Source organism: Corallococcus sp. bb12-1 (assembly GCF_026626765.1).
Lineage (GTDB): Bacteria > Myxococcota > Myxococcia > Myxococcales > Myxococcaceae > Corallococcus > Corallococcus terminator.
The window spans coordinates 176229-198754 of sequence record NZ_JAPNJZ010000030.1; the positions used below are offsets into that span (position 1 = coordinate 176229).

A 22526-nucleotide genomic window follows, 5' to 3' on the forward strand; every position below is an offset into this window, starting at 1 on the left:
CCGCGCATGAGCACGATCACCACCCAGGACAAGACGACCCTCTTCTACAAGGACTGGGGCCAGGGGCAGCCGGTGGTCTTCAGCCATGGCTGGCCCCTCAATGCCGACGCCTGGGACGAGCAGCTGAACTTCTTCGCGTCGAAGGGCTTCCGCGCCATCGCCCATGATCGCCGCGGCCACGGTCGTTCGAGCCAGCCCTGGCAGGGCAACGACATGAACACCTACGCGGACGATCTCGCGGAGCTGCTCCACCAGCTCGACCTCAAGAACGCCGTGCTCGTCGGACACTCCACCGGCGGTGGCGAGGTCACGCGCTACATCGGCCGCCATGGCACCCGCCGCGTCGCGAAGGCCGCGCTCATCGGCGCCGTGCCTCCGCTGATGCTCAAGACCGCGCAGAACCCCGGGGGGCTTCCGCTGGAAGTCTTCGACGGCATCCGCAAGGGCGTCGCCCATGATCGGTCGCAGTTCTACAAAGACCTCAGTGCTCCGTTCTACGGGGCCAACCGGCCCGGCTCCAAGGTGAGCGAAGGGCTGCGCAACCAGTTCTGGCTGCAGAGCATGCAGGTCGGCCTGAAGGCCGCGCTCGACTGCATCCAGCAGTTCTCGGAGACGGACTTCACCGAGGACCTGAAGAAGTTCGACGTCCCCACGCTCATCCTCCACGGCGATGACGACCAGATCGTCCCCATCGGAGCGGCGGCGCAGCTCAGCAGCAAGCTGGTGAAGAACGCGACCCTCAAGGTGTACCCGGGAGGCTCGCACGGCCTGATGGCCACCCAGCTCGATCAGTTCAACGCGGACCTGCTGGCGTTCATCCAGGGCTGATCCGCTTCACGCCGCGAACACCCACCTCCCACTTGAAGGCTCACACATGATTGAAGAAACGTTCGAAGGTTCGGGCGGCATCCAGCTTTTCGCCCGGTCGTGGAAGTCCGAGGGTCCGCCGCGCGCCGTGGTGATCCTCCAACACGGCTTCAAGGCGCACAGCGGGCTCTACGACGGGCCGGCGCGGCAGCTCGCGGCCCGCGGCCTCGCGGTGCACGCGATGGATCTGCGGGGGCACGGTCGCTCCGACGGGGAGCGCTACTACGTCGACGTGTTCGCGGACTACGTGGCGGACCTGAAGGTCTTCATCGCGCGGGCCCGGGCGAAGAACCCGGGGCTGCCGGTGTTCCTGCTCGGACACAGCGCGGGCGGCGTGGTCGCGTGCACGTACGCCCTCGAGAACCAGCAGGAGCTGGCGGGCTTGATCTGCGAGAGCTTCGCCCACGAGGTGCCGGCACCGGACTTCGCGCTCACGATCCTCAAGGGCCTGAGCCACATCGCGCCGCACGCGCACGTGCTGAACCTGAAGGATGCCGACTTCTCGCGCGACCCGGCGTTCGTGGCGCGGATGCTGAACGACCCGCTCATCCCCCACATCAACTACGCGGCGAACTCCGTGGCGGAGATGGTTCGCGCGGACGAGCGGTTGAAGAAGGAGTTCCCGCTCATCACGCTGCCGGTGTTCATCCTCCACGGCACGGAGGACCGCGTGACGAAGCCAAGCGGGAGCCAGCGCTTCCTTCGGGATACGGGCTCGTCCGACAAGACGCTCAAGCTGTACGAAGGCTACTTCCACGATCTGCTGAACGATGAAGGCAAGGAGCAGGTCCTCGCCGACGTCGTGGAGTGGATCGAGGCGCGAATCCCGGGCGCCAGCGCCCAGATCGCTTCCGCCGGGAGAGGGTAGCGGAAAGCCGGACCGGGCGGGTGGGGCGTGCCTACTTCTGGGGTGAGAACTGCTCCGCTCCGTCCACCGACCCGTCGTCCAGCACCTTCTCCAGCGTGTCGGTGAGCTGCTGGCCGTCGCTGGCGGTGACGCGCAGTTGGAAGCTGCCTTCGCCCACGCCCTCGTCGGTGACGAAGTAGTTGTAGCTCTCGCGCCGCAGGCTCTTCCAGTCACCGCCGCGCTTCCACTCCAGCTTCTTGATGGGCAGCCGGTGGTTGCGCACCTGGATGGCGGTCCACCACGGGTTGCTGCCTTCCTTGAAGTGGTACTTCACGGGGCCGGCGACGTCGCACGACACCGGCGTCCAAGTGATGTCCACCCGGCCGTCCTTCATCTCCGCTACCTTCTCGAAGGCTTCGCGGCTCAGGTCCAGGTGGCCCTTCTCGCAGTCGGGGCACTGGTCCACGATGCGCACGCGCAGGTTCCCCTTGGGGCCGACGATGTCCACGCACTGGCCGCAGGCGGCGCTGTTGTCGTACTGGTCGGCGTTCATCGCCGCCACCATCAGGTCGCCGCCCTTGTCGTAGCTGCAATTACCGCTTCCGTTGGCGTCGTAGTAGGTCGCGATTCCCTTCTGCTCCTCGCCCAGCGTCACGCCGCCACCGGAGGCGGAATCGCCACAGCCTCCACAGGCGAACGAGGCCACGGCCACCAACAGCGAAGGATTCCAGAAGGACGGTCGGTTCATACCGGCCAGCATACACGCGCTGCCCTGCGTCAAGGGCAGACATCCGCCTGCCCCTGGCGACGGTGATTGTGTTTGCTAGGATGCAAACCCTTCCCCGAAGTACCGAGGTGTTTTGCCAATGAACAAGTTCACGCGCGCGGTGTGTCTGGGTTCAGCTCTCGTGGTGTCCGCCTGTGGCGGGCCGGAGCTGGTGGAGGAGGAGCACCTGGCGCAGCAGGAGGCGGCCTTCATCTTCCCTTCGACGGCTACGTCGCAGGGGTGCAGCTTCACGCTCAATGCGACGCAGGTCACCACCGCGCCGCCCAGTTGGAACATCACCCTGACGCGCAATGGGGGCACGGGGTGCCCCTACACCGCCGGTCAGTCGGTGGTGCTCGGAACCTCCAACGGCTACGAGCCCAAGCTGGAGATGCGGGGCAACGCGCTGGGGCTGGTGCCGGCGTTCGTCTTCAAGGGGACCTTCAGCGGTTCGTCGCCGATCCGGCTGGGCCTCAAGCACGTGGATCCCGCGACGCTGGCCGTGGTGCGCGACGCCGACATCCAGGCGGACTATCCCTACGGGCAGATCACCACCGGCAACCCGTCCATCCAGACCAACGGCACGACGGTGAATGTGGTCGGCAACATGTCCGGCACCATCAACGGCGTGAGCGGCATCCACTACAGCGCCACGTTCACGAACTTCTTCACCAGCACCACGCCGCCCAGCATCTACGCCTTCAACTGAGCCACCGTTGAAAAAGACCCCGCCCGTCACCGGAGCATTCCGGTGACGGGCGGGGACCCCCTTGCTGCATGACCCTGGTTGTCTCCCCGGGGATTACCGGCCGCGGGCGGACGCGCTGGTGAGCGCGCGGGCCTGGCCAATCAGCTTCACGAACTCGGTGCGGTCGGAATCGCCGCCCACGGCGCTCTCCGCGAGCTTCTGCGCGGTGGCCAGGCTCCAGCCCTCGGCGGCGGGCGCGGCGCGGAGGATGTCCGCGGTGGCGGCGACGGCGGCGGCGAAGCGGAAGTCGGACGACGCGGCCTCCAGGGACGCCTTCATGTTGGCGTTCGTCAGCGGGAAGGCCTGCTCCTTGGCCTCCGTGCCGTTGGGCGCCTTGGCGCGGATGCGCACCGTGGCCAGCTCCTGCGACTCGCCCGTCAGCTCCACCTCGTACAGCGCCGTCACGGTGTGGCCCGCGCCAATCTCACCCGCGTCCACCTTGTCGTCGCGGAAGTCCTTGTCCGCGATGTCGCGGTTCTCGTAGCCCATCAGGCGGTAGCGGTTGACGGCCTTCGGGTTGAACTCCACCTGGAACTTCACGTCCTTGGCAATCACTTCCAGCGTGCCGGTGAGCTGCGTCTCGAACACCTTGCGCGCCTCCTTCATGCTGTCCACGTAGAAGCTGTTGCCGTTGCCCTTGTCCGCCAGCTGCTCCATCAGCGAGTCGTGGTAGTTGCCCATGCCGAAGCCCACCGTGGTGAGCGTCACGCCCTCGGACACGTACTTCTGCACGCTGGCGAGCATGTCCTTGGCGCTCAGGTTGGGGCCGATGTTGGCGTCACCGTCGGTGAGCACCACCACGCGGGACACCACGCTGCCAGACGCCTTCTTCACCGCGTGCTTGTAGGCCGTCTCCATGCCGGAGCCCATCGCCGTGCCGCCGCCCGCGGCCAGCGTGTCCAGCGCCGCGTGGATCTTCTTCACGTCCGTGGCCGGCGTGGGCGCCAGCACGTCCTTCGTGGACCCCGCGTAGGTGACGAGCGCCACGGTGTCGTTCTCATTGAGGTTCTTCACCGCGATCTTGATGGACTCCAGCGCCAGCGGCAGCTTGTCCGACGACGCCATGGAGCCGCTGGTGTCCACCAGGAACACCAGGTGCGCGGGCTTGCGCTGCGAACGGGAGACGACCTTGCCCTGCACGCCCACGCGCACGAAGTGGCGCCGCGCGTTGAAGGGTGACGGCGCGCCCTCCAGGTGCACCGTGAAGGCGCCTTCTTCCGGCGGGGTGTAGCGGTACTTGAAGTAGTTGACGAACTCCTCCACGCGCACCGCGTGGGTGGGGGGCAGCTGGCCGTTCTGCAGGTAGCGCCGCGCCATGGAGTAGGAGGCCGTGTCCACGTCCGCCGCGAAGGTGGACAGCGCGTCCTTCGTCGTCTCGGTGAAGGCGTTGGGCTTGTAGACCTCGAAGGTGTTGCCGGGCTCGGCCAGCGACTTGTCCTCGGCCTGCTCCTTCTTGGACTTCTCCGCCACGGGGGCGGGTGCGACCGCCATCGCTCCTCCGCCCCCGGCGCCGACGCCCGAGATGCCCAGCCCGGCCGCTCCGGACGGCATCGGCTTGGCGGGCGCCATGATCTTGCCCATCGCCTGCTGCTGGGCCGGCTGAGCACGGCGCATGGGTTCCGGCGCGGCGCTCTCAGGGGGCGGCGGGGCGGAGAGCGCCAGGGCGCTTTCGTCGGACTCGTGCTCCATGGGGGCGGGCGTCGTGGGGGCGGGGGCGTCATCCCTGGGCGCGGAGTTGGCGCGGGACGGGCGCGGTTCGTACTGGGTCAGCCCGTTCTGCCCCGCGGGGGCCTGCGAGGTGGAGCACGCGGCCACGAGGCTGGCGGAGAGCAGGGCACCACTGAGGAAGGACACGCGGCGCTTGGAGAAGAAGGCGGACATTGAGGGCTCCCGGACTGGAAGAAGAAGGCGTGCCCTTCAAAACGACCGACGTCCGGAATGGGTTTATCCGGTGAATTTTTCCCGGCGCCGGGCGTGGGCCGCCCTTGCGTGGGGAAATCCCATTTGCGACGGTGCCCGCCCATGGAGACGACACGACCGTTCCGGATTCTGGGCATCCAGCAGATCGCCATCGGGGGGCTCGACAAGGGCGCCCTGCGCAGGCTGTGGGTGGACACCCTGGGCCTCCAGGCCCATGGTACCTACCGCAGCGAACGGGAGAACGTGGACGAGGACATCGTCGTGGCGGGCGCGGGCCCCTTCAAGGTCGAGGTGGACCTGATGCAGCCCGTCAATCCCGACGGACGTCCGAAAGTGCACGACCCGGCGCTCAACCACGTGGGGCTGTGGGTGGACGACCTGGCCACGGCCGTGAAGTGGCTGGAGGGGCAGGGCATGCGCTTCGCGCCCGGCGGCATCCGCAAGGGCGCGGCGGGCTTCGACGTGTGCTTCATCCACCCGAAGGCCAGCGATCAGTTCCCGCTGAGCGGCGAGGGCGTGCTCATCGAATTGGTGCAGGCCCCGCCGGACGTCATCCGCGCCTTCGAACAGGCCGCATCCACGGGCCACTGAGCGCGAGTTGGTGGAGGCGCGCGAAGCCCTTCTTGAGCGCGCGCTCCGCCGGATCCACCGCGAGGCACAGCGCGTAGGTGCACGCGATGAGCAGCGCGACCAGTCCCGCGTACTGGAGCCACCCGCTGCGGTCGCCCCAGACGCGTTGGAACGAAAATCCGAACGTCCGGTAGAACAACAGCATCTCGTGGAAGAAGTACGCGGACAGCGACGCGGTCCCGAACACCTCCAGGAAGCGCCGGGCCCGCGAGGGCTTCGCGTCCGGCGCCATCCGGCCCTCCACCAACAAGAGCCCGAGCAGCACCGCGCAGACCCACATGAAGCGGGTGGCGGAGTTGGACGGGTTGGTGACGTAGAAGCGGTGCGCGGGATAGAGGCTGCTGAGCAGGTGCGGCATCAGCGTCCCGGCGAGCCCCAGCGCGACGAGCAACACCAGGGCCCGGGCCAGTCCCGCGCGGCCCCACGCACCCGCGATGGTGCCAGAGAAGGCGCCCAGCCACGCGAAGCCGATCCACGGCAGCAGGGGGAAGGTGGCCCAGGAGGACTTGCGCAGGAACGACGCCCACGGTTCGCCGGCGCTGTCGGTGAAGGGCGCGAGCGCGAACGCGATCATCGCCAGCACGAACGCCGTGGCCGCGAGCACGCGCGGACGCGGGGCCAGCAGCGCCGCCAGGGGCAGGGTGAGCAGCAGGCACAGGCCCACGCAGTGGAGGATGTCCAGGCGCAAGAGCCACACGGGTTCCTTCAGCACGGGGAACCACGCGGCGTTGACCAGCGCGGCGACGGCGAACACCTCCGCGATGCGGCGGAGGTTGCGGCGCACGCGGTCGCCCAGCACTCCGCCCGCGGCGCTGCGCACCATGAGGAGCGAGAGCGCGAACCCGGCGGAGAAGATGAACGCGGGGGCCACCAGCCCGTCGAGCTTCAGCAGCCAGCCGGTCCACACGCTCTTGCGCAGCTCGGGGGTGAGCAGCGCGAGCGCGTGGCACTGGACCATGAAGAGGACGGAGATTCCGCGCAGCCAGTCGATGGCGCGCACGCGCTCGCGGGAGGCGGGGGTCGGAAGGGGCAGGGGGCTCAAGGCGGCGCTACCCTATGTCGGTCCCGCGGGCGGTTGCACGCACCCGCGGGACCGGATCCCTCAGGGCGCTACCAGGTGACGGCGTCGACGTACGCCGTGCCCGTCCAGCTTCCGCTCGTCTGGAACTCCACGCCCAACTGGTACAGGGGTGTGGTGGATCCCGACGGCAGCTTCACCGTGATGGCGTTCCACGCGCCCGCCTTGAGGCTGCCCACGGCGTACCAGGTGCCCGTCCAGCGCCAGTTCGCGGCGGCGCCTTCCAGGGCGTAGGGCTGCACGCCGACAAGCTTGCTGCCGGTGGGGAGCCAGAAACGGAACGTCACCGTCCTGCCCGCCGGCACGGCCGCGTTGGCCACGGCCACGGTGCCCTTGCCAGATGTGCCATTGAAGGTCACCGCCAGCGAACGGGTGCCCGCGTAGGCCTTCGTGGTGCTGGTGCTGACGGCGGACAGCGCCGCGCCGGTCGCGCTCCATCCCTGCGTGCTGGACTCGAAGCCATACTTCGAGGGGTCGGCCGGCGAGCCCGCGTCGGACGTTCCGGTGCCGCCGTCCGTCGTGCCGGCATCCGGCTGGGTGCCGCCATCGGTGCCCCCGTCCCCGCCGCCATCCGGCCGCGTGCCGCCATCGGTGCCAGCGTCCACGCCGCCATCGGTGGGGGGCGTGCCCGCGTCGGTCGAACCGCCTCCCGGGGGCGGCAGGGTGGTGCCGGCTGCGGGGAGGGAGAGGCCACCGGCCTGGAGGAACGCCCCCGCGCGCTTCTTCAGGTAGGGCTGCCCGTCGGTGGCCAGGTCGTTCTGGTAGGAACTCTGGCCGCCCGCGCCCGCGCCGTACATCAGGGCGACGACGCCCACGTTGGCGAACTTGCGCCGGTGCGCGTCACCGCTCGTTCCGAAGAAGTACTCGGTGCGGTTGTCCTTGTAGCCCTGGCGCGCGCCGCCGCTGTTGTTGACGTTGAGGTGGTTGGAATTGCCCAACGGAATCTGCCACAGCACCCAGCGCTTGCCGGTGGTCTGGTTGAAGAGCCGCAGCCACTCCGCATAGCGGTTGTACGAGCGGGACGTGAGGGACGCCGTGTCGCTCATGTCCCAGGTGTGGTCCGCGCCCTGCGTGAGCCGGTAGAAGTCCGCGTCGCGGTCCAGCGGATCCCCCACGAGCACGTCGTAGGTGGAGCCCGTGACGTTGGACGCGAGCCCCGCCGGGTTGATGAACGCGACGACCTTGTCCACCTCCGGCTGGAGCGGATCCGTGAGCGAGTTGAACGCGATGTCCTTGCCGCTGGCCCACGCGGAGATGTGCAGGCCGAGCACGACGTTGTTCGCGCCCACCGCCTTGCGCAACTGGAGGAACGCCAGGCTCCAACCCGCGACGGTGTTGGGCACGCCCGCGAGCTCCGGCATCCCGGAGGCGGCGATGGCCGCGTAGGTGTTGGGGTTGGAGTTCGTCTGGAACTGGAGGAAGCCGACGGCGTCCGGCTCCACGTGCACGACGACGGGGCCACCAAAGGTCTTCGCGCGCTGGAGGAGCAGCTTCACGTCCTCGAAGTAGCTGCGCATGGTGCTGGCGTTCTTCAGCTTCGCCAGCGTCTCCTGCTCGCCGCCGCCCGGCTCACCGAAGAGCTGGTAGTAGGTGACGACGGGGACGTAGCCCTGCGCCTTCGTCTCCGTGAAGAAGCTGGCGGCCCAGGCGCCGTCGCGGGCGCCGTAGCCCCAGTTGTCCGCCCAGCCCTTGGTGAAGTAGCGGTAGCGCGTGTCCCAGGGGACGTTGCTGTCGCGCATCCAGTTCTGGCCGGCCTCCTCGAAGAGGCCCACCATCAGTCTGTTTTGGAAGGCGGACGGCACGGGGCCCTGCACACCCGTGGCGGCCAGGGCCGGAAGCGCCCCGAGACACGTCAGCGTCAGCAGCGCCGCGAGGGCGCGTCGAATGGGGTTGGTCATGGAAGCGCTAGTACGCTTCGCCCGCCCGCATCCTTCCGGCGCGGCCCACTTCGCACCCCTGGTCGTCAGGTCTCCGGACGCACCGACAGGGGCTAGGTTTGCTACGCGGCGGAGGTGCGCTGCGCTGAAGCGGGCTCGGCTTCGATGCGTCGCATGCAGTCGGACAAGTGCCTCGCCATGGTTTCGACGTGGGGCGGTTCGATCATCGTCTGGTGATTGCCGGGCACGGGCAGCACCTCCAGCCCGTGCAGGACGAGCACCTGCCAGGGTTGTTCGGGATGGAGGGGATGGGGCGGGATGTGCTCCTGGGCCCGGAGGTAGGTGGCGCGTCCCGCGTAGGCCACCGGCTCGTAGCTGAAGAGGGCCCGCATGTGGGCCTTCCAGACGTCCAGGAAGACCTCCAGGTCCCGGAGTGAATACGAGTCCGGGACGGTCGCCCCCGCGCGGGCCTGCCGCAGGACTTCGCGCATCTGTTCGTGCGGCGGCAGCGTGCGCAGGTGCTGCGCGAGCGTCGGCGTGTCGTCTCCGAACATGGCCGCGAGGAGCGCGGCGTCGTCCTCGAAGCGCGTGGGCATCTGGCCGGGACCGGGCGTGTCCAGGAAGACGAGCAGCGCGGGAGGGATGCCCAGCCGTAGCATGCGCTGGGCTATCTCGTAGACGATGGTGCCGCCCATGGAGAGGCCCACGAGGTAGTACGGGCCCTGGGGCTGGCACTGGAGCATCGCGTTCAGGTGGTACGACGCGAGCGCTTCGATGCTGCCCAGCGGCGGGCATTCGCCGTTCACGCCCGGCGCCTGGAGACCGTAGACGGTGCGCTCGGGTCCGAGCGCCCGCACGAGGTCCTGGTAGCAGAACACCGTGCCGCCCACCGGGTGCATGCACCACAGCGGCGGAAGGTCCGCACGGCCCTGCTGGAGCTGCACGACGCCCTCGGGAAGGGCGGGGGCCTGCGGTGTCCCGGGCGCGTCAGGTGTGAGCCGCGACTGGATCCATTGCGCGAGCGCCGCGACCGTCGGGCTCTGGAAGAGGACCTGGAGAGGGACCTTGATCTGGAAGTGTTCAGACAGCTTCGACACGAGCTGCGCCGCGAGCAGGGAGTGTCCTCCCAGGTCGAAGAAGCTCGCGGTGACGCTGATGGACGTGCGCGTGAGGACCTGTGTCCACAGGTCCGCCACCTGTTGCTCCAGGGGCGTGCGAGGTGCCACGACGGTGTCGTCCGCCTCCGTGGACTCTTCGGGTCGGGGCAGGGCGCGTCGGTCCACCTTCCCGTTCGCGTTGAGCGGCAGCGAGTCGAGCAGCACGAACGCGGCGGGGACCATGTGGCTGGGGAGCAGCCCTTGCACATGGGTGCGCAGGTCGCTGGCGGTCAGGCCCTCGCGGAAGGTGACGTAGGCGACCAGCCGCTTGTCCCCGGGCGAGTCCTCTCGAACGAGGACGATGACTTCACGCGCGGAAGGGTGCTGGCGCAGGACGGCTTCGATTTCGCCCGGCTCGATGCGGAAGCCACGCACCTTCACCTGATGGTCGCGACGGCCCACGAAGACGAGGGCGCCATCTTGGAGCTGCCGGACGAGGTCGCCGGTGCGGTAGAGGCGGGCGCCGGGGGAGGAGGAGAACGGGTGGGGGATGAAGGCGTCGGCGGTGAGTTCAGGCCGCTCCCAGTAGCCCCAGGCGAGGCCGTCGCCACCGACGAAGAGTTCGCCGACGACGCCCGAGGCCACGGGATGACGGTGCGCATCCAGCACGTAGGCCGTGCTGTTGGAGACGGGCCGACCGATGGGAACGGTGTCGGTGACGGACCCGGTCACGGGGTGCCAGGTGCTGAAGGTCGTGTTCTCCGTGGGGCCGTAGACGTGCAGCAGCCGACGAGGCCCACCGTGGGCGAGCAGTCGGTTGACGCAGGCCGGATCCACGGCCTCTCCACCGAAGAGGAGCGTGGAGAGGCCATTGAAGGCCGTGGGCTCCATGCGTGCGACGTGGTTGAAGAGGGCCGTGGTCAGGAACAGCGCGGTGATGCGCTCGTCGCGCAGGACGCGGGCGAGCGTCGCGGGCTCGATGATCTCCTCCTTCGAGAACAGGACGAGCGTGGCACCGTTGAGCAACGCGCCCCACAGCTCGAACGTCGACGCATCGAAGGACACCGTCGCGGCCTGGGCCACGCGGTCGCCCGGACCGAACGGGATGTAGTCCGCGTCCATCACCAGTCGCAGCACAGCCTGATGGGGAACGCAGACGCCCTTGGGACGCCCCGTGGATCCGGACGTGTAGATGACGTACGCGGGTTCGGCGGGATGGAAACCGCGAGCATCGAACGGGGAGCCCGCGTGTGAAGTGGGCTTCAACGCGTCGATGTGGAGGACTTCGACCCCATCGGAAGGAATCCGGGTGGCGAGCGTCGTGTCCGTGATGATCCGGTGCAGTCGAGCGTCCGAGGCCATGAAGGCGAGGCGTTCAGAGGGGTAGTCCGGATCCAGCGGCACGTAGGCGCCGCCCGCCTTGAGGATGGCGACGAGCGACACGATAAGGTCGATGCCACGGGGCAGGCACACACCGACCCTGGGCGTCACACGCCCCACCCCGTGCGCCTTGATGGCCCACGCGAGCTGGTTGGCGCGCACGTCCAGCTCCGCGTACGTGACGGCCTGGGCCCCGTGACGCACGGCGATGGCCTTAGGTCGCGCTGCCACTTGCGCTTCGAACGCCTGCGCGAGGGACACGTCACGCGGATAGGTCCGGGCGGTGTCATTCCATTCCACGAGGACGCGGTGGCGCTCCTCCTCGGAGAGCCAGGGCAGGGCGTGGATGGAAGCGTCGGGTTGATGGAGCGCGCCTTCGAGCAGGCGGCGGAAATGGTCGGCCATCCGCTCGACGGTGCGCGGCTCGAAGAGCGCGGTCGCATATTCGAACGTACCGCTCAGGCCCTCGGGTGTTTCCGTCAAGGCCAGGGTGAGGTCGAACTTCGAGGTATGGGTCGGGAGCTCCAGCGCCTCGACCAGGAGGCCGGGGAACCGTGGCGGCGTCCCAGGCGCGTTCTGGAGGGTGAACATCACCTGCACCAATGGACCGTGGTCCAGAGCGCGCTCGACGTGCAGCTCCTCCACGAGCTTCTCGAAGGGCAGTTCCTGATGCGCGTAGGCGCCCAGGGCCCGGTCCAGCACCTGGCGCAGGACCTCGCGGAAGGAAGGTGTGCCTTCCAGCCTGGCGCGCAGGGGCAGCGTGTTGACGAAGAATCCGATGAGCCCTTCCAACTCCTCATGCGTGCGGTTGGCGATGGGTGTGCCGACGATGAAGTCCTGCTGGCCGCTGTAGCGCGACAGCAGCAGCTGGAAGCCCGCAAGCAGCGTCATGAACAGTGTGGCGCCCTCCTGGCGCCCCAGGCCCTCCAGGGGATCGCGCACGGTGCGGGGGAGGGTGAAGACGTGGGTGGCTCCCGCGAATTGCTGCACGGAGGGACGTGGATGGTCCGTGGGCAGCTCCAGCAGCCTTGGTGCATCCTCGAGTTCCCGCTTCCAGTAATCGAGCCGACGCTGGAGCACGTCTCCCTGAAGCCACTGCCGCTGCCACGCCGCGAAGTCCGCGTACTGCACGGGCAGGGGCGCGAGGTCCGAAGGCCGCCCCGCCTGTCGCGCCTGATATTCGGAGGACAACTCCTTGTAGAGGACGCCGAGCGACCATCCGTCGGACACGATGTGATGCAGGTTGAGCAGCAGCACATGATGCCGCGCGTCCTCGCGGACCAGGAGGGTTCGGAACAGCGGGCCCTCCGCGAGGTCGAAGGGCGTCTCCGCTTCCTGCTTCAGGAGGGTGTCGGCCTCTTCCCTGGACCGGGCCTCCACCGCGCGGAATGACACCGGAGGTCGGGGTGCGATTCGCTGCTCCGGAACGCCATCACCCGGGAACGAAGTGCGCAGTGATTCATGCCGGTCTACGAGGGCCTGGAGTCCGTGCTCCAGCGCGGCCACGTCCAGAGCCCCTTCCAACCGCAACGCCAGGGGCATGTTGTAGGCGACCCGGTCGTTGTGGAACTGGTGCAGGAACCAAAGGCGTTCCTGGGCGAAGGACAGCGGCGGCGGTCCTTCATGGTGCAGGGCGCGAATCGCGGGACCGGGAAGGACTGTGTCCTTCGTGCGTGTTTCCAACGCTTCCGCCAGGGCTTCGATGGTGGGGAACTCGAAGAGGGTGCGGACCGGAACGGGAAGGCCCAGCACCTGAGAGATCCGGGAAACGACCTGCGTGGCCAGCAGCGAGTGCCCGCCCAGGTCGAAGAAGTTCGCGTCGACACGGACGTGGGACAGATGCAGCACCGCGCACCAGATGTCGGTCAGCGTCTGTTCCAGCGCCGTCAGCGTCCGCGCTTCGGGGGGGCCCTCCTCCGAAATGGGAGCAGGAAGCGCGCGACGATCCACCTTCCCATTGGGCGTCATCGGCAGCGCGTCGAGCAGCACGAACACCGCGGGGACCATGTGGCTGGGAAGCAGCCCTTGCACATGGGCGCGCAGGTCGCTGGCGGTCAGGCCCTCGCGGAAGGTGACGTAGGCGACCAGCCGCTTGTCCCCGGGCGCGTCTTCCCGCACCAAGACAAGGGCTTCCTTCACGGATGCGTGCTGGCGGAGGACGGCTTCGATTTCACCCGGCTCGATGCGGAAGCCGCGCACCTTCACCTGATGATCGCGACGGCCCACGAAGACGAAGGCGCCATCGTGGAGTTGCCGGACGAGGTCGCCGGTGCGGTAGAGGCGGGCGCCGGGGGAGGAGGAGAACGGGTGGGGGATGAAGGCGTCGGCGGTGAGGTCGGGCCGCTCCCAGTAGCCCCAGGCGAGGCCGTCGCCACCGACGAAGAGTTCACCGACGACGCCGGGAGCCACGGGATGGCGGTGCGCATCCAGCACGTAGGCCGTGCTGTTGGAGACGGGCCGACCGATGGGCACGGACACCGCATCGGCTTCGACCCGAGTCGGCGAGAACCACGTGCTGTACGCCGAGTTCTCAGTGGGTCCGTAGGCATTCACGAGTCGTTCGGGCGCGCTGTGGGCCAGCACCGCGCGGATGCAGCTCGGATCCGCGGCCTCCCCGCCGAAGAGCAATCCACGGAGGCCCTTCAGCAGAGATGCATCGGTGCGAGCGACATGGTTGAGGAGCGCCGTCGTCAGGAAGAGGATGGTGATGCCCTCTTCGCGGAGCCGCTGCGCGAGCACCGAGGGCTCGATGACCTCGTCCTTCGACAGCAGGACGAGCGTGGCGCCGTTGAGCAGGGTGCCCCACAGTTCAAACGTCGAAGCGTCGAAGGCGACGGTGGAGGTCTGGGCCACGCGGTCCTCGGGGCGGACCTGGAGGAAATCCGGATCGAGCACCAGTCGCGCGACCCCTCGGTGCGGGATGCAGACGCCCTTGGGCCGGCCGGTGGAGCCCGACGTGTAGAGGATGTGGGCCAGATCGTCACCGCAGCCATCGTTGAGAGGCGCGTGCCGCTCGTGCGAGGTCCACGTCTCCGACTGCGCATCCAGGCACAGGACGGACCACGGGCCAGCCGGCACCCGGTCCGCGAATGACGCCTGGGTCACCACCGTGATGAGCCGTGCATCACCTGCCATGAAGGCGAGGCGTTCGGAGGGGTAGTCCGGATCCAGCGGCACGTAGGCGCCGCCTGCCTTGAGGATGGCGACGAGCGACACGATGAGTTCAATGCCACGGGGCAAGCACACGCCGACTCGGGGAGCCTCGCGTCCCACACCCCGGTACTTCAGGGCCCATGCGAGCTGATTGGCTTGAGCATCCAGCTCCGCATACGTGAGGGCCTGGCCTCCGTGGCGCACGGCGATGGCGTCCGGACGCGCGGCCACTTGCGCGGCAAAGGCGTGCACGAGGGAGGCATCGCGCGGATAGGGACGGGCGGTGGTGTTCCACTCCACGAGGACGCGGTGGCGCTCCTCCTCGGAGAGCCAGGGCAGGGCGTGAACGCAGGTGTCGGGTTGACGGGTGGCGCCTTCGAGGAGGCGCCGGAAGTGGTCGGCAATGCGCTCGACGGTGCGGGGCTCGAAGAGCGCGGTCGCGTATTCGAACGCGCCCGACAGCCCGTCGTCCGTCTGCTCCAGCATGAGGCTGAGCTCGAACTTGGCCGTATGGGTTTGAAACTCCAGGGCCTGCACCTGGATGCCCGGAAGTTGAAGCAGGGTGCCGGGCGCGTTCTGGAGGGCGAACATCACCTGCACGAGGGGGCCGTGGCTCAGGGAGCGTTCGACGTGCAGCTCCTCCACGAGCTTCTCGAAGGGCAGTTCCTGATGCGCATAGGCGCCCAGGGCTCGGTCGCGCACCTGACGCAGGACTTCGCGGAAGGAGGGAGTGCCTTCCAGCCGAGCGCGCAGGGGCAGCGTGTTGACGAAGAAGCCGATGAGCCCCTCCACCTCTGCGCGCGTGCGATTCGCGATGGGCGTCCCCACCACGAAGTCCCGTTGACCGCTGTAGTGGGACAGCAGCACCTGGAAGCCGGTGAGCAGGGCCATGAACAGCGTGGCCCCTTCCTGGCGCGCCAGTCCTTCCAGTGCCTGGTGGAGTTCCGAGGAGACCTTGAAGCGATGGATGGCCCCCGCGAACCGCTGCACGGCGGGGCGCGGGTGGTCGGTCGGCAACTCCAACACGTGGGGCACGTCCGCGAGCTGCTGCTCCCAGAACCCGAGCTGCTGTCGAAGCACGTCGCCCTGAAGCCACTGTCGCTGCCACGCCGCGCAGTCGGGGTACTGGAGTGGCAGGGGCTCAAGGTCGGAGTTCCGTCCCAGACTCCGCGTCCGGTACTCCGAGGACACCTCGCGGTAGAGCACGCCGAAGGACCAACCGTCGGAGATGATGTGATGCAGGTTGAGCACCAGCACATGCCGCTGTTCCGCCTCGCGGATGAGCCGCGCGCGGAAGAGGGGGCCCTCCGCCAGATTGAACGGCTGCTCCGCCTCGCGCTGCATCCAGGTGGCGGTCTCCTCCGCTGAATGCGACTCCACGCGCTCCAGGGCCACTGACAGCCGCCGAGCGACGCGCTGCACGGAGACCCCGTCACCGGGAAAGGTGGTGCGCAGGGCTTCGTGGCGATCCACCACGGCCTGGAGGGCCTGCTCCAGCACGGAAGCCTCCAGCGCCCCGCCCAGCCGGAGCGCCATCGGCAGTGAGTACAGCGGCGAGCCCGGCATCCAGCGATCGAGGAACCACAGCCGCTGCTGTGAGAAGGACAACTGCTCCCGCGTCGCATCCGTGCACGGAAGGATGCGCGCTTCAACGTGTCCGGAGGTCGGGTGCACCGCTTCCAGTGCGGCCGCGAAATCGCGCAGGGTGGGGTGCTCGAAGAGGGTGCGCAGGGCCACCGGCCGCTGGACCACGTCCCCCAACCGCGCGATGACCTGCGTGGCCAGGAGGGACTGCCCGCCCAGTTCGAAGAAGTGCGCGGTGGCGCTGACGGCGTCCACGCGCAGCACCTCCGCCCAGACCCTGGCGATGCCCCGCTCCAGCGCGGTCTCCGGCGCGACGAAGTCGTCCTCGGCGCCGGGGCGGTCGCGGGGATCCGGCAGTGCCTTGCGGTCCACCTTGCCGTTGACGGTGAGCGGCATCGCGTCCATCACGACGATCGCCGACGGCAGCATGTGCGTGGGCAGGTGGGCCTTCAGGTGTGTCCGCAGCAGGGACGCCGTCAGGGGCTCGCTGGCCTTCACATAGGTGATCAGCCGCTTGTCTCCTGGCACATCCTCGCGCACGAGCGCGACCGCGTCCTGCACGGAGGCGTGAAGGAGCAGCGCCGCTTCGATCTCCCCCAACTCGATGCGGAAGCCGCGCACCTTCACCTGCTGGTCGCCGCGTCCCACGAAGTCCAGCGCGCCGTCCTGTCGCCGCCGCACCAGGTCTCCCGAGCGGTACATGCGTGCGCCCGGTTGGGTGCTGAAGGCATCCGGCAGGAACCGTTCGGCGGTGAGGTCGGGGCGTTGCCAGTAGCCCCACGCGAGGCCGCTGCCGCCCGTGTACAGCTCGCCCACGACGCCCGGGGGGACCTCGTGGCCCGCCTCGTCCAGCACGTAGACCGACGTGCCGGAGATGGCGTGGCCGATGGGCACGGGCCCGGCGTCGAGCGGCGCGCGCAGGGTCTGGCAGCTCGTGAACGTGGTGTTCTCGGTGGGCCCGTAGCCGTTGATGACGCGGATGTGGGGCAGGGCCTCCAGGGCGCGCCGGGCGTGGGCCGGCGAAATCACATCTCCGCCTGTGCAGAGCTGCCGCAGCGTGTCCATGCCCGACAGGCCCAGGTCCACCAGGGTGTTGAAGAGGCCGGTGGTGAGGAACGCCGTCGTCACCCGCTCCGTGCGCAGGAAGGCGCCCAGTTCGTCCAGCGCCGATGCGCCCCGGGAGAACACCGCGAGGCGACCGCCGTTGAGCAGCGCCCCCCAGAGTTCGAACGTGGACGCGTCGAACGCCACGGGCGCCATCTGCAACAGCACCTCGTCCGGCCCCAGGTGCACGAAGTTCGTATCGAGCACCAGCCGCAGCACGCCCCGGTGCGGAACGCAGACGCCCTTGGGCCGCCCCGTGGAGCCCGACGTGAAGAGGACGTACGCCAGGTCTTCCGGAACGGCGTCGCACTCGGGGGGCCTGTCGCTGAAGCCCGCCAGGAGGTCCGCGTGCGCATCCAGGCAGAGCGTGTGCCAGTCACCGACGGGCAGTCGCGACTCCATCGCCGCGTGCGTGAGGATGATCCGCACGCTCGAATCCGCGGCCATGAAGGCAAGCCGCTCCGCCGGGTACTCCGGATCCAGCGGGACATACGCGCCGCCCGCCTTGAGGATGCCCAGTAGCGCGACGAGCAGCTCCACCGAGCGTGGCAGACACACGCCCACCCGCGGCTGTTCGCGGCCCACGCCCCGGGCCTTCAACGCATTCGCGAGCCGGTTCGCCCGCGCGTCCAGCTCCGCGTACGTGAGCTGCTGCCCGTCACAATGGACGGCGACGGCCTGGGGGCGCAGGGCGACCTGTGTCTCGAAGGCCTCGGCGATGTTTCGAGGAGACAGACCCCGGGGGGACGGGGAGGCGTCGACGGTGTCGATCATGTCGTCGCGCCGCGCCCCTGGAGGTGGGGGGACCAGCGCCGCCGCGTGAGGCACGGAGGCGGATGAAACAGGGGCGACGCGTGACTTGAATTAAAGGGATGTTGAAGAGATGCGCGCAAGGTCGGACGCCGCTCGCCACCGTGGCGGGGAGGCTGACCTCACGCGTTCGCGTTCCCTCCCGATGTCACGGATGTTTCATGGCGCGCAGAGCAGGCCGGGCTCGGGCGCGTCCTGATCCTGCAACGCCAGCAGGCACGCGATGGCGTCCGGATCCACCGAATCCATCAGGTACGTGCGGCGCCACAGCATCGCGGCGAAGCGCTGGGGAAGCTGCGCGTCGGGAGCGACGAGCGCGCGGCGCACCCCGTTGCTGCCCTGCGCGGCGCGAGCCTGCGCGGCCTCCAGCTTCGCGACCTCGTCGGCGCAACCCTCCGGGCAGTTGTAGAGGAACACCGCGTGCCCGTGCTCCAGGTTGTGCAGCCACGAGCAGCGCGGCTGCTCCGTGGTGTAGCTCTGGCACTGCAACCACGTGGGGCAGTGCATGCCGGAGTTGGGCGGGTTCTCTGCGTTGCCGCACGCGGTGCTGCCGCACGAGCTCACGTGGTTGGACGCGGTGACCGCGGACAGTGGGAAGGAGAAGCGCTCGCAGGCCTCGCCGCCCGGAGTCGGGTCATCGGAGGTGGAGTCGCAAGCGAGGCACAACGCGAGGAGGAGGGCAGGGAGGGCGCGAAGCATCCACCCCGTCATATCGCAATCATCCACCGCTCAGCCCGGAGCGACACCCCGGCGCTCCACGTCGCGGTCGTTCAGGCCCCGGAAGCCCATGCCCTCCAGCATGCGCAGGAAGTCCGGGGGCGGCAGGCTGCCACTGGCCACGTGTCGGACGTCGCCTTCCTCGGAGGTCTCTTCCAGCGTCGCACGCTCGCCGCTGCCGATCAGTCCCGTGAGGTTCACCGGCGCGCGGCTTCTCAGCGTGAAGTCCACGCGGCCGGGCACGTAGCCGGTGTTCGCGGCGATGACGACATGGTCGGGCATCCGCTGGGCCCAGCGCACCGCGACCAGGGGATGCACCTGGGTCTCGGAGCTGAACAGCAGCAGGGCCACCTTGCCCGCGAAGCGTGGCGGCGTCTTCGCGCAGCGGACCACCTCGCGCTGGACCTCCAGCCGGCAATCGCGCAGCGCGTCCACGCCGAGCACGCGACTCTCCAGGATGTCCGACGCGCTCCCCGCGCGCAGCAACACCTGCATCGCCAGCGGCGTGGCGACGCGGTGCGAGCGCGTGGCCGCGTTCAACAGCGAGACGGTCTCCACCACCGCCGTCCGCTTCGCCCGCCGCAGCGCGTCCTTGAGGAAGGGCATCGGCGCATCCGGGCCCAACGCCGCCACGGTGCCCAGCGCGGCCAGCCACTCCAGGGGCCCGGGCACGACGAAGGGCGACATCAGGACGTAGGTGAGCACGCTGGTGTTGGCGACGGGCTCGTGGCCGTGCGCGCTCAGCACTTGGACCCCGGGCGGGAACCCGTTCGCGCCCCGCCGGTCATGGCGATCCACGACGAGCGTGGGCAGTCCCGGCAGCAGCGGCCCACCCCAGCGGCTGCCCATGTCCAACACCACCAGCGCCTCCGCCGGCGCCGTGCCCAGGCGCTCCAGGAAGGTCTCGCTGTGCAGGTCCTCTCCCTTGCCTGGCAGCCGGGCTGTCGGGCGCGCCCCCAGGGACTGGAGCGCCCGGAGCATCAACACCCCGGAGGCCAATCCATCCGCGGTCGGGTGCGGGACGACCAGCACGTGCTTGCCCCGGCAGTCCTCCAGGAACCGCCGGGCCTCCGCCAGCGCGGGCTCCGGCGCCGGCCAACTGGCATCCCTGGTGTGTCCGAGCAGCATGAAGCAAAGCTGTCACTCCCTGTAGCTGCGCGGCAGGGACGGCTCGTCACGGCTGGCTGCTCCCCGTTCGACCCGCGAGGGTGCTCCGAAGCCGTTCCCATGACGGAGGACACGACGTGGCACGCCAGATGGACGCAGCGCGGCGAACCGACTTCACGGGTGCGAGGGCCCGCCAGTTCCCCTAGTGTCCGCGCCCATGACCCGGACCTTCCTCCTGCAGCCCCTGATGCGCGCGGCCCTGGCCGCCGTGTCGCTCGCGGCCACCACCTCCGGCGCGCAGCCGGCCCCGCCTGCTCCGGCCACCAAGGCCACCGCCGCCGAGGCGAAGCAGTTCACCGAGAAGCTGAACGCGGACCTGAAGCAGCTCTGGACCCGGCAGGCCACCGCCGAGTGGATCAAGTCCACGTACATCACCGACGACACGGAGCGGAACGCGGCCTCCGTCAACGAGGAGGTGATGGCCTACGTCAACGGCGCCATCAAGGACTCGCGCCGCTTCGACGGGCTGAAGCTGGATCCGGAGACGGCGCGCCTGCTGCACCTGCTGCGCGTCTCCCAGACGCTGCCCGCCCCGGCGAACGCCGCCCAGCGCTCGGAGCTGGCCGCCACCGCGGCGAAGCTGGACGGCATGTACGGCAAGGGCAAGTACTGCGGCAAGGACGGCAAGGCGAAGTGCCGCGACCTGGGCGAGCTGTCCGACGTGATGGCCCAGAGCCGCGACGAAGCCGCGCTGCTCGATGCGTGGCAGGGCTGGCACGCCATCAGCCGCCCCATGCGCCCGCTCTACACCCAGCTCGTGAGCCTCTCCAACGCGGGCGCGAAGGACATCGGCTTCAACGACCTGGGCACGCTGTGGCGGTCCGGGTACGACATGCCGCCCGCCGACTTCGAGAAGGAGGCCCAGCGCCTCTGGGGCCAGGTCAAGCCCATGTACGACGAGCTGCACTGCTACGTGCGCGGCCGGCTCGCGAAGCAGTACGGCGAGGCGAAGGTGCCCGCCGGCAAGCCCATCCCCGCGCATCTGCTGGGCAACATGTGGGCGCAGGAGTGGAACAACATCTACCCGCTGGTGGAGCCGTTCCCCGGGCAGGCCAGCCTGGACGTGGACGCCGCGCTGGTGAAGCAGGGCTATGACGCGCAGAAGATGGTGCGGCTGGGCGAGAAGTTCTTCACCTCGCTGGGCCTCAAGCCGCTGCCGCCGACCTTCTGGGAGCGCTCGCAGTTCACCAAGCCGAAGGACCGCGACGTCGTCTGCCACGCCTCCGCCTGGGACGTGACGTACGACAACGACGTGCGCATCAAGATGTGCATCAAGCCCACCGAGGAGGACCTGGTCACCATCCACCACGAGCTGGGGCACGACTACTACTACTCGTACTACTACAAGCTCCCCGTCCTCTTTCAGGCCGGCGCAAACGACGGCTTCCACGAGGCCATTGGCGACGCGCTCACGCTCTCCATCACCCCGGCCTACCTTCAGCAGGCGGGCCTGTTGAGCGCGGTGGAAAAGAACGACAAGAACGTCATCAACCTGCAGCTCAAGGACGCTCTGGAGAAGGTGGCCTTCCTGCCCTTCGGTCTGTTGGTGGACCAGTGGCGCTGGGATGTTTTCAGCGGGAAGGTGAAGCCGGCGGACTACAACAAGACCTGGTGGGCGCTGCGTCAGAAGTACCAGGGCGTGAGCGCGCCGTCAGCCCGCACGGAGCAGGACTTCGACCCGGGCGCCAAGTACCACGTGCCCGCGAACGTGCCGTACACGCGCTACTTCCTCGCGCGCATCCTCCAGTTCCAGTTCCACAAGTCGCTGTGCGAGGCGGCCGGCATCCAGGGCCCCCTCAACGAGTGCTCCGTCTACGGCAACAAGGCGGCGGGGCAGCGGCTCCAGGCGATGCTGGAGCTGGGCGCGAGCAAGCCCTGGCCGGAGGCGCTGGCCGCGATGACAGGCGGCAGGCAGATGGACGCCACGCCCATGCTGGAATACTTCGCTCCCTTGCGACGCTGGCTCCAGGAACAGAACAAGGGCCAGAAGTGCGGTTGGTGAGTTGAACGGGGAGTAGACAGGTTCCGGGAGGGGCGTCTAGGCTTCCTCCCGTCCTTCGTAGGGTTGACTCTCTGTGGGACCGGACGGCGACTCTCCCTGTCCGAGATGAAAGAAGAACAAGGCAATGGCGACCGGTACCGTGAAGTGGTTCAACGATGCGAAGGGCTTCGGCTTCATCACCCAGGACGGCGGCGGCGAGGACGTGTTCTGCCACCACACCGCGATCAACGCGGACGGCTTCCGCTCGCTGGCCGAAGGCCAGAAGGTGGAGTTCGAAGTGACCAAGGGCCCCAAGGGCCTGCAGGCGCAGAACGTTCGCGCGATCTGAGCCTGTCGTCATCCTGACGACTTCTTGCAGCATCCCGGAAGGTCCGTCCCCCCAGGGTCGGGCCTTCTGTATTTTGGGGGGTAGACTTCCGACCGGACCGGTGTTTAGTGTGCGCCCGTCTTGTAGGGTTGATTCTCTGTAAGGACCGGAAGGCGTCTCTGCCTCTCCGTGATGAAAGAAGAGCAAGGCAATGGCTACCGGTTCCGTGAAGTGGTTCAACGATGCGAAGGGCTTCGGTTTCATCACGCAGGACGGCGGGGGCGAGGATCTCTTCTGCCACCACACGTCGATCCAGGCGGATGGCTTCCGCTCGCTGGCCGAAGGCCAGAAGGTGGAGTTCGACGTCGCCCGCGGCCCCAAGGGCCTGCAGGCGCAGAACGTTCGCCCGATCTGAGCGCGTCGTCGTCTTCGTGACGACGTCCTGATGCACCCACAGAAGGTCCGATCCTCC

General features: G+C 68.7%; 14 protein-coding genes. 7 read left to right on the top strand and 7 right to left on the bottom strand.

The window, feature by feature from the left end; all coding sequences use genetic code 11:
* Positions 1 to 6: 6 nt before the first annotated feature.
* Positions 7 to 828 carry an alpha/beta fold hydrolase gene (locus OV208_RS37240; protein ID WP_267578711.1) on the top strand — a complete coding sequence of 274 codons (822 nt, stop codon included), beginning with the start codon at positions 7 to 9 and terminating at the stop codon, positions 826 to 828.
* A gap of 46 nt (positions 829 to 874) precedes the next feature.
* Positions 875 to 1735: an alpha/beta hydrolase gene (locus tag OV208_RS37245; RefSeq protein ID WP_267578712.1), complete on the top strand. Its 861-nt coding sequence runs from the start codon at positions 875 to 877 to the stop codon at positions 1733 to 1735.
* A gap of 31 nt (positions 1736 to 1766) precedes the next feature.
* Here OV208_RS37245 and OV208_RS37250 read toward each other — a convergent pair whose 3' ends face one another.
* Positions 1767 to 2462: an expansin EXLX1 family cellulose-binding protein gene (locus OV208_RS37250; RefSeq protein ID WP_267578713.1), complete on the bottom strand. Its 696-nt coding sequence runs from the start codon at positions 2460 to 2462 to the stop codon at positions 1767 to 1769.
* Positions 2463 to 2580: 118 nt separating this feature from the next.
* On the opposite strand from OV208_RS37250, the gene OV208_RS37255 reads away from it, so the two are divergent.
* The gene (locus tag OV208_RS37255) at positions 2581 to 3189 is read left to right on the top strand and encodes a hypothetical protein (protein ID WP_267578714.1); all 609 of its coding nucleotides are present in this window, start codon (positions 2581 to 2583) and stop codon (positions 3187 to 3189) included.
* A gap of 93 nt (positions 3190 to 3282) precedes the next feature.
* Here OV208_RS37255 and OV208_RS37260 read toward each other — a convergent pair whose 3' ends face one another.
* Positions 3283 to 5109, bottom strand: coding sequence for a vWA domain-containing protein (locus tag OV208_RS37260; RefSeq protein ID WP_267578715.1), 1827 nt, complete (start codon positions 5107 to 5109; stop codon positions 3283 to 3285).
* Positions 5110 to 5250: 141 nt separating this feature from the next.
* Here OV208_RS37260 and OV208_RS37265 point away from each other — a divergent pair, with 141 nt between their 5' ends.
* On the top strand, positions 5251 to 5739 hold the full coding sequence (locus OV208_RS37265; RefSeq protein WP_193430115.1) for a VOC family protein: 489 nt from the start codon (positions 5251 to 5253) through the stop codon (positions 5737 to 5739).
* On the opposite strand, the gene OV208_RS37270 is transcribed toward OV208_RS37265, so the two are convergent.
* The 5 genes from OV208_RS37270 to OV208_RS37290 form a co-directional block, all read right to left on the bottom strand.
* Entirely contained in the window at positions 5699 to 6820 is a 1122-nt protein-coding gene (locus tag OV208_RS37270) for a heparan-alpha-glucosaminide N-acetyltransferase domain-containing protein (RefSeq protein ID WP_267578716.1), read from the bottom strand. The two genes, OV208_RS37265 and OV208_RS37270, sit on opposite strands and share 41 nt — an antisense overlap.
* Positions 6821 to 6888: 68 nt before the next feature.
* Positions 6889 to 8754 carry a hypothetical protein gene (locus OV208_RS37275; protein ID WP_267578717.1) on the bottom strand — a complete coding sequence of 622 codons (1866 nt, stop codon included), beginning with the start codon at positions 8752 to 8754 and terminating at the stop codon, positions 6889 to 6891.
* A 101-nt stretch (positions 8755 to 8855) separates the two neighbouring features.
* Positions 8856 to 17825: a non-ribosomal peptide synthetase gene (locus OV208_RS37280; RefSeq protein WP_267578718.1), complete on the bottom strand. Its 8970-nt coding sequence runs from the start codon at positions 17823 to 17825 to the stop codon at positions 8856 to 8858.
* Positions 17826 to 18020: 195 nt separating this feature from the next.
* Complete coding sequence (locus OV208_RS37285; protein WP_267578719.1) at positions 18021 to 18560, bottom strand: DUF3105 domain-containing protein; 540 nt, start codon at positions 18558 to 18560, stop codon at positions 18021 to 18023.
* A 30-nt stretch (positions 18561 to 18590) separates the two neighbouring features.
* The gene (locus OV208_RS37290) at positions 18591 to 19706 is read right to left on the bottom strand and encodes a hypothetical protein (RefSeq protein ID WP_267578720.1); all 1116 of its coding nucleotides are present in this window, start codon (positions 19704 to 19706) and stop codon (positions 18591 to 18593) included.
* 196 nt (positions 19707 to 19902) lie between these two features.
* Between OV208_RS37290 and OV208_RS37295 the strand changes: the two genes are divergently transcribed.
* From OV208_RS37295 to OV208_RS37305, 3 genes are all read left to right on the top strand, one after another.
* On the top strand, positions 19903 to 21747 hold the full coding sequence (locus OV208_RS37295) for a M2 family metallopeptidase (protein WP_267578721.1): 1845 nt from the start codon (positions 19903 to 19905) through the stop codon (positions 21745 to 21747).
* Between the two features lie 124 nt (positions 21748 to 21871).
* On the top strand, positions 21872 to 22075 hold the full coding sequence (locus tag OV208_RS37300; RefSeq protein ID WP_120530977.1) for a cold-shock protein: 204 nt from the start codon (positions 21872 to 21874) through the stop codon (positions 22073 to 22075).
* A gap of 190 nt (positions 22076 to 22265) precedes the next feature.
* The gene (locus tag OV208_RS37305; protein WP_120530976.1) at positions 22266 to 22469 is read left to right on the top strand and encodes a cold-shock protein; all 204 of its coding nucleotides are present in this window, start codon (positions 22266 to 22268) and stop codon (positions 22467 to 22469) included.
* Positions 22470 to 22526: the final 57 nt, after the last annotated feature.